Annotated in this window: 10 protein-coding genes; 5 read left to right on the forward strand and 5 right to left on the reverse strand. The window is 46.8% G+C overall.

Features of this window, described 5'->3' with window-relative positions:
- The 3 genes from ACTIE6_RS10210 to ACTIE6_RS10220 all read right to left on the reverse strand — a co-directional run.
- On the reverse strand, window positions 1-1063 hold a 1063-nt coding region (locus tag ACTIE6_RS10210; protein WP_439556541.1), incomplete at its 3' end, for a M20/M25/M40 family metallo-hydrolase.
- 27 nt (window positions 1064-1090) lie between these two features.
- The gene (locus ACTIE6_RS10215; protein ID WP_056282098.1) at window positions 1091-1402 is read right to left on the reverse strand and encodes a MerR family transcriptional regulator; all 312 of its coding nucleotides are present in this window, start codon (window positions 1400-1402) and stop codon (window positions 1091-1093) included.
- 42 nt (window positions 1403-1444) lie between these two features.
- On the reverse strand, window positions 1445-1873 hold the full coding sequence (locus ACTIE6_RS10220) for an SRPBCC family protein (protein WP_439556542.1): 429 nt from the start codon (window positions 1871-1873) through the stop codon (window positions 1445-1447).
- A gap of 168 nt (window positions 1874-2041) precedes the next feature.
- On the opposite strand from ACTIE6_RS10220, the gene ACTIE6_RS10225 reads away from it, so the two are divergent.
- Entirely contained in the window at window positions 2042-3199 is a 1158-nt protein-coding gene (locus tag ACTIE6_RS10225) for an acyltransferase family protein (protein ID WP_439556543.1), read from the forward strand.
- On the opposite strand, the gene ACTIE6_RS10230 is transcribed toward ACTIE6_RS10225, so the two are convergent.
- Complete coding sequence (locus ACTIE6_RS10230) at window positions 3200-4330, reverse strand: alpha/beta hydrolase (RefSeq protein ID WP_439556544.1); 1131 nt, start codon at window positions 4328-4330, stop codon at window positions 3200-3202.
- Window positions 4331-4641: 311 nt separating this feature from the next.
- On the opposite strand from ACTIE6_RS10230, the gene ACTIE6_RS10235 reads away from it, so the two are divergent.
- Window positions 4642-4863, forward strand: coding sequence for a hypothetical protein (locus tag ACTIE6_RS10235; protein ID WP_439556545.1), 222 nt, complete (start codon window positions 4642-4644; stop codon window positions 4861-4863).
- Here ACTIE6_RS10235 and ACTIE6_RS10240 read toward each other — a convergent pair.
- On the reverse strand, window positions 4828-5295 hold the full coding sequence (locus ACTIE6_RS10240) for a response regulator (protein ID WP_056282089.1): 468 nt from the start codon (window positions 5293-5295) through the stop codon (window positions 4828-4830). The genes ACTIE6_RS10235 and ACTIE6_RS10240 overlap by 36 nt on opposite strands.
- A gap of 277 nt (window positions 5296-5572) precedes the next feature.
- Here ACTIE6_RS10240 and ACTIE6_RS10245 point away from each other — a divergent pair, with 277 nt between their 5' ends.
- From ACTIE6_RS10245 to ACTIE6_RS10255, 3 genes are all read left to right on the forward strand, one after another.
- Window positions 5573-7849 carry an Rv1355c family protein gene (locus ACTIE6_RS10245; protein ID WP_439556546.1) on the forward strand — a complete coding sequence of 759 codons (2277 nt, stop codon included), beginning with the start codon at window positions 5573-5575 and terminating at the stop codon, window positions 7847-7849.
- Window positions 7849-8541 carry a hypothetical protein gene (locus ACTIE6_RS10250; protein WP_439556547.1) on the forward strand — a complete coding sequence of 231 codons (693 nt, stop codon included), beginning with the start codon at window positions 7849-7851 and terminating at the stop codon, window positions 8539-8541. The genes ACTIE6_RS10245 and ACTIE6_RS10250 overlap by 1 nt, the downstream gene beginning before the upstream one ends.
- Window positions 8542-8544: 3 nt before the next feature.
- On the forward strand, window positions 8545-9115 hold a 571-nt coding region (locus ACTIE6_RS10255; RefSeq protein ID WP_439556548.1), incomplete at its 3' end, for a 7TMR-DISMED2 domain-containing protein.

Here is a 9115-nt window from a genome sequence, read left to right on the forward strand (position 1 = left end):
CCGCCTTTTCAGCAGGCCGTGCCTTTGACACATTGTCGACTTTCAGACCTTTTCCTGTGTAACTATAATCTGGCATGACGCCGAGGGTAACCTTGAAATTGCTTGTAGTAGCACCTGAATGCGGGTTTCCCGCTGTGGCAAACTCAGGCTCAGGCTCATTATCCAGGTTCATCAGCAAATCGGCAATCAGGTTCAGTATCCTTACTTCTCCATCATAATTGATCTTGTCGGCATCGTCAGATATTTTATGATAATCACCATGACCGCCGGTGAAGAATTGGACAACGGGTATGTTTTTGAGGTAAAAGGAAGTATGGTCAGACGCACCCACGCCAGACGAGTCGACCGTATATTTGAGGTTCTGCTTCTTCGCCAATGGCGGGATCAGCTTGCCCCAGACCGGACTGGTACCCCAGCCTGAAACAATAATGCCCTTTTCATCTGTGAGCCGCCCAATCATATCCATATTGATCATGCTCGAAACGGAATTGAGCGGAAGAGTTGGTTTTTCAGTGAAATGCTTCGAACCGATCAACCCAAGCTCTTCGCCGGAAAAAGCGATAAAGAGGTAATTGTGTTTTTCTGTAACATTGTTTTCGGTCAGATACCTCGCCAGCTCCATTACGCCAGTTGTACCCGACGCATTATCGTCAGCTCCATTATGGATCTGGTTTTTACTGTCCGGCGAAAGCGAGCTACCCTGAAATCCCTTCCCCAAGTGATCATAATGCGCGCCGATCACGATCGTCTTTGCCGCCCCATTATCAAGAAGCGCAACTACATTTCTACCCATCATTGCATGTGCCTTTCCATCAATCGCAAAGGTTATTTCAAACGGCTGGAAGTAGCCGCTCGTTCCTGCCGGTTTCAGACCTAGTGTTTTAAAGTAATCCGCAATGTAATTGGCCGCTCTTACCTCGCCCAGGCTGCCTGTGCCGCGACCTTCAAGATCGTCGGAGGCCAGAAACGCAATGTGCTTCCGAATAGCGGCAGTCTGGTAATGCTGTGCAGATGCACTGACTGACGCAATGAATGCGAGTAAAAACAGCAGTATGTTCTTCATGCAGGGTAAATATGAAATGGGCAGGTACTACAGATTGTCTTTCAGTTCAACGAGAAACTTGCGGACGCGCGTCAATCGCTGGATCATCAGTTCAGATTCTTCCTTGCGGCGCAGCTGCTCACGGGTTCCTTTGATAGTCCGTCCCTGCTTGTCGCGCTGATGCATGATCTTCTTGATGATCTCAATATCACGCTCGGTATAACGCCTCCGGTTGCGGGCATCCCTTTTCGGGTCAAGCTGCGGAAATTTCTTCTCCCAAAAACGCAGTGTGGAAGCTTCAATTCCGAGGTTTTCGGCCACCTCGTTGATGTCGTAATATAGTTTTGCTTTGGGCTCCATGATGTGCTGACACGTATACTACAAATATAATTGCCGCACTTGTTAAACCCTGTTCTCAGCCAAACTTTTGATTTTCTCCAAAGCCTGCGCTGCAAATTCTTCCGAAGTCTGGTAATAGCTTTCGCCATCTTCCAGCACACCAAAGTCGCCAATTTCCAATGTAAGCCGGGCGCCACTTTCTGCTTCTGTAAGCTGGTAGGTATATGCAATGTCGTAATCAGTTGCCGGAAGCTCCCATTTAAAGGTGTATAGCTTCAACACGAGCTTTTCCAGCGGGTCGCAGGTCGTAACCGTTAACCTTGAAAACCCCGTCCATTCAATGGTACGGCCAAGTTCCAGGTAATAATCTCCGAAATCCTGAGGAAGATCGTCCCATTGACGGATGTACTTCGGTGCTATTAACACTTCCCAGACTTTCGCGACAGGCGCCTCTATCTGAACCTGCTTCTTTGTAATCAGTGACTTGGTCATAAAAATCGATTTAACGCCAGATAAACGGCTCATCTAAAAACTATGCCGATTAATAATCTACAATAATCTTTCATAGCTGTAAGTGTGTTGTATTGATAAAAAACTTCATTTTTGATACGAAATACGAGCTACGCACTGTCGTAACACTACGCAAAAATTAAGAAGAACATGTTTGAAGCGCCTGGACTGATCCGCAGCAAGCCAGACTCGAAGATCGACAGCATACAGATTCTGAGGGCCATAGCGGCTGTGATCGTGACAGTTTACCATTCGAAGGATGTATTTGGAAAAGAAGATCCCTTAAAGGAGGAAGTCGATTTTTTCTTCAACTCCGGTCCTGCCGGCGTGCCATTGTTTTTTGTGATCAGTGGCTTTATCATGGTATATATTACCCGAAAAATGCCGGGTACCATCCGGGAGATTTACCAGTTTATGGTCAAGCGGTTTATCCGGATCTGGCCAACCTATGCAATTATGAGTATCTGGTATTATCTCATTCATTTAGGATTTCATATCAATCCTGTGTTCATTAAAGTAGTGATTAAAAGTCTGCTCTTTATTCCCCTCAGCCACACGGACGCGCCATTCTACGGCGGGGCAATGCTGTCGGTAGGTTGGAGCCTCAATTATGAGATTTACTTTTATCTGTTGATCGCAATATCCCTGCTTTTTGCGCGCTACCGCTGGACTGCATTCTTTGCTTTGATCGCCATTACTTTGGTGGGTATTCCAATGTACACGGGTTATTTCACATGGAAGCCTGACCAGTCTGCTGATTACGGGAGCGGGTACCTGAACATGATTACAAACCCGATTATCTGGAATTTTGTACTGGGCGTGGTGATCGGCCTGATTTACATCAATCCCAGAGCAAATGCATTCTTATCAGGTATTTTTTCAAAACGCGGGGTTACATCTGCGGTCGTATTGCTGGTGATCTGGCAATATTTGTCCGGCTTTTATGGCGGCTTCGGACCGTTTCAATGGGGATTTGGTGCGGCAATGCTGTTTTTTGCAGTGATATTCCACGAAGCCGGTGCGAAAACGCGGTTTCCTGCCTGGCTGATCAGGACGGGAGATATGTCCTTTTCCATTTACCTGATCCACCTGCCGGTACTCGTATTTATTCCCATTGTGTTCAACAGGCTCGGCTTTCCTGTATTTGGTTCGGGTACTGCAATGCTCTTTCTCGCTGTTTCTGTTACGCTCATTTTATCTCAGCTCTCCTACTACTTTCTGGAACTGAAACTTTCCAGCTTTCTCAAATCCTGCTTTCCAATGATGAAGCCGGATCAATCAGCAAAACCGGCAGCTCGCAATGCCTGATTACTTGATCAACACATCTTCAATCGTTTTGAAATTCGCATTAACAATCTGATGCGGATTGTTTGCCCAGAGCCGCTTCATAAACTGGGCGTAACGATTGGTGATATACTCTTCCGTGTAGCTAAGGTGGTGGCCTTTTTCAGGCTGGTAGTTGAGCTCAAAAGGTACTTTCAATTTACGTAAACGTTCGGACACCGGCTTGGCGCCTTCTACAGTCAGGTAAAACGGGCAGGAAAGAAAGGTACCCTGCTGGTACGGTAAGATATCGTCGCCGGTACGCTGGAAGAATACGGTCGGCTTTGCATTCGCGGCAGTTATGTAGCTGGATTTAAAAATACTGTATCCCATAGTCGAAAGCAACGCCCGCACCCTGAACGGCGTACCAGAAGGCTGCGGGTCGAGCCGGCCAAGTGTAGCCGTGATTCCCGGCAATAATGCCTCAAAATCAGCTTCGGTCATGTAAAGCAATGCAGTAATTGTAATCGCCCCGGCGCTGCTGCCCGCGAGCACCATTTGCCCCGGATCAATACCCAGTTCGTCCGCTTTTCCCGCAAAATAATGGAGTGCAACATAGGTATCCTGCACCGCACGGTAAACGGCCTGAATTATTTCCCGGTTGTTTGCGCCACACGCATTCTGCTGGCTTCCGCCGTTGAAGCCAAGCCGGTAATTGATCGAGGCGGCAGCGTAACCTTTACGCGCAAGCAGCTTCGCCTTCCCCATTTCATTATCCAGTGACCCGAAAAGGAATGCACCTTCGTGGACCAGCAGTACAAACGGCCGGTGCTTCATGGTGTCACTTGCGGGTGCTACAAACTTGTAATCCAATGTGACAGGTCGGCCGATGAAATCATTTGCCTTGTAGAAAGTGCCTGTTTTTTGTTCAAGATCGGTTTCACTAAATGCATAAACGGAGCCGAAAAGCTTTGAAAATGCCAGTAAGCTGTCAGAGTTGATGATTCGGAGCGTGTCCAGCTCACTTGAATCCGGTGGGGTAACTGTGGTATCTGTCCCCGTTGTGTCACTGCCGCCCGGCTCAGGAAGCGGGCGAACAATGGACGGGTGACCACAACTGGTACAAAGCCTGATTAAGATCAATAAAGCACATAAAACGTATAATTTCTTCAGCATGCGCTTTGCATATCTTTTTACGGCACTTATACGTTTTTCTGAGCCAGAAGGCGGTTATCTATTTTGCTTGCGAGTGAACCGGCAAACACGAACAGGACAACTCCGGATATAATGCCAATTGCTAGGATCTTTTTCATAAAAGTAACTGATTTTAAATAAAACAGACTCATTTGAGCCTCTTCTTCTATCCATAAAAACAGTACCAGCACCTGAAAGTAGTTAACCTTTTTCACCTCCCGTTTTAGTTGATAAGACAACCTCTGGTACGATTTTAGTTCTTAGGCCGGTAAACACGCTAACAAACTGAAACCATGGACGCAATCATATTTTTAAAAGCAATAGGAAACCTGCTCTTCACTGCGATACTTTTTCTGGCAGTACTGGTCACTTTTGCATTTTCGATGTTGTCTTACATCCTGCGCGGCTTTGTGCCTGCCTTGAGTAACCTGAGAACACTGATGCTCACCAGAGCAGATAACCGTTCAGGCTTTTTACAGCTAAGAAAGAAGATTTTGTCTCAAAAGAAATTCTAACTGGCCGTTTACGTCCAGTAACTTCTCTATCAATTCCTTATTTTCTTCCCGGAGGTGATAAATTTCGTAGGCATTTTTGATAATGATCCGCAACTGCTGCTCGTCCCAGGGCTTGTTGAGATAGTAGTAAATATGCCCTTTGTTAACGGCATCGATTACCGCAGTAATGTCCGTATAGCCGGTTAAAAGTATCCGCACAGGATCTGAGTAATCCTTCAATACTTCAATTAGAAAATCCACCCCTGTCATTTCCGGCATCCGCTGATCGGTAATGATCACATGTACTACATTGTGTTTCAATAACTCCAATCCTTCCCTTCCCGAAGTTGCAATCAGGATATTGAAATCTCTTCTGAAGGCAGCTTTAAATGAATTGAGGTTATTGATCTCATCATCCACATACAGCACACTAATTTTCCCTTTGGTTTCCATTACTTAAAAAAACAGACTTAGAGGTGGCATAATTCACTAGTCAAATATCGAACCTACTTTTCTCACAATGTAAAGATAATTCTATATTGCGAAAAGTGATGACGAGGCTTCAAGAGTTGATGCTGTATTGTTACGACATCAGATTTATTGGGTAACCTTTCTACTGTTTTGACCCAAATATTTTGAGAGCCAATGATCCGATGATAGTTTTACAAAAATAAATTCAGCAATTTGTAGGTGTTTAGGCAATAAACGCAGCCCTTCCAATTTACCCGACATGCACTCTGAGTCTACAACAAACACAAATCATACACCGCTGTTTATCCCGAAAGAGCAATACACTGATGAACTAAGTTACCGTTCGTTCAGAAATGAGTACAAAAATGCGGTTGTACTTGATCTCTATGCAGCTCAGGCGAAGGAACTTATCAAAGTTCAAAATCCAAGATCGCGACTCACGGGTGAGCAGCTCGATGCTAGGTATAATGAGCTCACCGCAGGCAGAAACCCGGACCTGGAAGGTTGCTGGCTCTACTATCCCTGGTCCAACCGGCTCCTGCACATTGTTGATGAAGCTGATTTTATAACACTTCGTACCACCCGCAACCAGTACAAGATCACCGCTCAGGAACAAGCTTCCTTATCCCAACGAAAAATAGGCATAATCGGGCTATCGGTTGGCCACGCAGTTGCGCTGACACTTGCTACCGAGCGTCTTTTCGGAAAACTCAAACTCGCTGATTTTGATACACTTGAACTCAGCAATCTGAACAGGATCAGAACAGGTATCCATCATATAGGTTTAAATAAAAGCATCATCACGGCGCGGGAAATCGCTGAAATAGATCCATTTCTGGAAGTGGAATGCTATACGGAAGGAATTACCCCGGAAAATCTTCATCATTTTTTAACACAGGGCGGAAATCTTGATCTGCTGATCGATGAATGCGACGATCTCGAAGTGAAAATAAAGTGCCGCCAGGCCGCAAAAGCACTCCAGATTCCGGTGATCATGGAAACCAGCGATCGTGGAATGCTCGATGTGGAGCGGTTTGACCTCGAACCCGGGCGGCATATACTACACGGAATGCTCAGCGATATCCCGCCGGAAAGGCTTGAAAATATTCCACTAGCCGACCGTCTGGGTTTTGTTATGCGCATTATCGATGTAAAAAACACCTCCCGGCGCGGGCGGGCATCCCTGCTGGAAATGGGACAATCGATCAGTACCTGGCCACAGCTTGCGAGCGCGGTCACACTGGGAGGCGGCGTTGTAACAGATGTGACGAGACGGATTTTGCTTGGTCACTTTACAGAGTCGGGCAGATTTTACGTCGACCTCGAACAGATCATCTCTAACCAGACTGCATCACCTTCGGAATCCGTTTATAATAATCCGAACGCGAAATTCAACCTCGCACATGCATTGGAAGCCGCAGCTGCATTGCCCCGAACAGATGCGGCAATGCAGCCGGAGGAAATCAGGCAGATTGTTGAAGCCGGTACGCAGGCGCCTTCATGGGGGAATGACCAGCCCTGGAAGTGGCTTTACCGCAATGGAAGACTGCATTTGTTCCACGATCCGCACCGGTCGCATGCATTTATCAACTACAAAAATTCAGCTGCTTACCTTGCATTAGGCGCAGCTTTCACCAATATCAGGCTAAAAAGCAACGCACTGGGCTACGGCGTCGCACCCTTATTTTTCCCAATAGCGGAATTCCCTGAACTGGTCGCTGCCATTGATTTCACTTTGCAGAGCGACCTGTCCGAAAGTACCTCATTTGACACTATTCTCGCAGAGCTGATCCCGCAACGGTCAACCAGCCGGAGCGCTGGCTTGCCGCATGAACTGACCGCAGAAGAAGTTGGGTACCTCACCGAACCAGTTGCAGGAATAGCAAATGCCCACATTGACTTTATTGATAATCCATCACATATCAGCGAGCTGGCACAAATTAACGGTGCCTGCGAGCTGATCAACATCCTGCATGAAGAGGGTTACAGGGATGTTTTCCATAGAAACACCAACTCCGGTTCCGGCGAAAGTTCAGAAGATACCAGTCTTCATCCATTTCAGCTTGCTGTGGATCCGCATCACGGTGCCGCGCTCGCAATGCTAAGCGACAAAAAGATCGCTGACATTTTGAAGACCATTGATGGAGGTAACATTGTAGCCGAGCGTATTGCTGCTGCGGTAAGTGCTTCCTCTGCAATTGCCGTCATTTCAATGCCGGAAGAAGGGAACCCGCATTTCCATTCGGGCATGATCACACAGGAAATGTGGCTCCGCGCCGTGAAGCTGGGTTTGTCAGCGCAGCCGCTTCTTACACCGCTGTCGCTGTTCAGCCGCCTCCGCTCCGGGGAAGGATTGCATGAAAATGAAATTATTAAACTCAACGTTTTGAAATCAAGGTTTGATCGTGTCGTGCGCTTACCTGCGGGATTTAGTCCCGTGGCTCTTTTAAGAATCCATAAGTCTTCGACGATAGCTACCCAAACAAAACGCCTGCCATTAGATGAAGTATTGTTTATAGTTAATGACGAAATTTGATGGTCGCTAAAATCAGAGCATTCAGATCCACTACCGACGTGGAAACTTGTCTCAGGTACATTGACGAACACCGGAAAGTGCTCGAAGCTTATGGTGTAAAACAGGTAACCTCGGCAAACCACGACTGGCTGAATGATGAGAATACGTATGTGATTATCGTTGAATCCGAAGATGGAGGGAAGATTTACGGAGGTGCCAGGATCCAGGTTCGGCAGGAAACGCGCAAGTTGCCAATGGAAGATGCAATTGCTAAAAAAGATGATCGAATTTACGGGTACGTTGACGGTCTGAAACACGAGAAAATAGCGGAGTTCTGCGGCGCTTTCAATAGTAAGGAAGTTGCAGGTTTCGGTATTGGGAGTATTTTTATGGGCCGGGTGGGCATTGCTGTTACAACGGAGCTCGGGATCAAAAAGCTGCTTGCATTATGCTCCCCGCCAACCTTGCGCCAGTGCCTGCGGCTGGGCTTCGAGGTGATCAGGACTTTGGGGAACAATGGTACTTTTTACTATCCAAAAGAAGGATTGATCGCGACAGCGATCGTCGTTACTGACCTCGAACAGCTGCCCCTTGCGCATGAAGAAGAACTTAAACACATCAAGCGCCTGAGAAATGATCCCGTTCAATTTGCCATTGAGCAGGGGCCGAAAGGTGAAATAGCTTTACATTACGAATTGGACATGAAGTTTTGAGGTATGAAGGTGCTCAGAATCCTGCTTTTACTTTTACTGACATTTACTGCCGGAAAGCTCTCCGCTGAGACGGTAGACTACAAAAACGGTTCCCTGATCCTGGGAAAGTACCTTGAAATTTATGAAGACACAGCGGGAACACTCAGTTTGCCGGAAGTACGCAATATCAATGGCTTTGTAAAAAGCAAAGATGAAGTTCCCAACATCGGGCTGAGTAAATCCAGCTTCTGGATCAGGTTTTCTATCCGCAACAATTCGGCGAGAAATATGCTTTACCTCGAACTTGCACATCCCGGGATCCATTCCTGCGAAATGTACGAGATCATCGGTAATCAAATCCGCACGGAAATCTACAATGACGCCGATTATTTCAGCAAGCGGCGTGTCAAGCATCAGAACCTTGTTTTCGATCTGGCCCTCGGGCCCAATCAGGAACACTCCTACTATCTGAAAGTCAAAGGATCCAACCAGGTAATCCTGCCGCTTATCCTGCGCGATCAGGGAAATTTCTTTGAAACGGCACAGCTGGGTGAAACGATAAACGGGATTTTTTGCGGGATTATCGTTGTAATGG

The sequence above is a fragment of the Dyadobacter sp. genome, from assembly GCF_051859145.1.
In the GTDB taxonomy this organism is placed as follows: domain Bacteria; phylum Bacteroidota; class Bacteroidia; order Cytophagales; family Spirosomataceae; genus Dyadobacter.

Excerpts from the sequence above, each read along its gene's own strand:
- ACTIE6_RS10215 (WP_056282098.1), bottom strand. The coding sequence starts at position 1,402 with ATGGAGCCCAAAGCAAAACTATATTACGACATCAACGAGGTGGCCGAA.
- ACTIE6_RS10220 (WP_439556542.1), bottom strand. The coding sequence starts at position 1,873 with ATGACCAAGTCACTGATTACAAAGAAGCAGGTTCAGATAGAGGCGCCT.
- ACTIE6_RS10225 (WP_439556543.1), top strand. The coding sequence starts at position 2,042 with ATGTTTGAAGCGCCTGGACTGATCCGCAGCAAGCCAGACTCGAAGATC.
- ACTIE6_RS10230 (WP_439556544.1), bottom strand. The coding sequence starts at position 4,330 with ATGCTGAAGAAATTATACGTTTTATGTGCTTTATTGATCTTAATCAGG.
- ACTIE6_RS10235 (WP_439556545.1), top strand. The coding sequence starts at position 4,642 with ATGGACGCAATCATATTTTTAAAAGCAATAGGAAACCTGCTCTTCACT.
- ACTIE6_RS10240 (WP_056282089.1), bottom strand. The coding sequence starts at position 5,295 with ATGGAAACCAAAGGGAAAATTAGTGTGCTGTATGTGGATGATGAGATC.
- ACTIE6_RS10245 (WP_439556546.1), top strand. The coding sequence starts at position 5,573 with ATGCACTCTGAGTCTACAACAAACACAAATCATACACCGCTGTTTATC.
- ACTIE6_RS10250 (WP_439556547.1), top strand. The coding sequence starts at position 7,849 with ATGGTCGCTAAAATCAGAGCATTCAGATCCACTACCGACGTGGAAACT.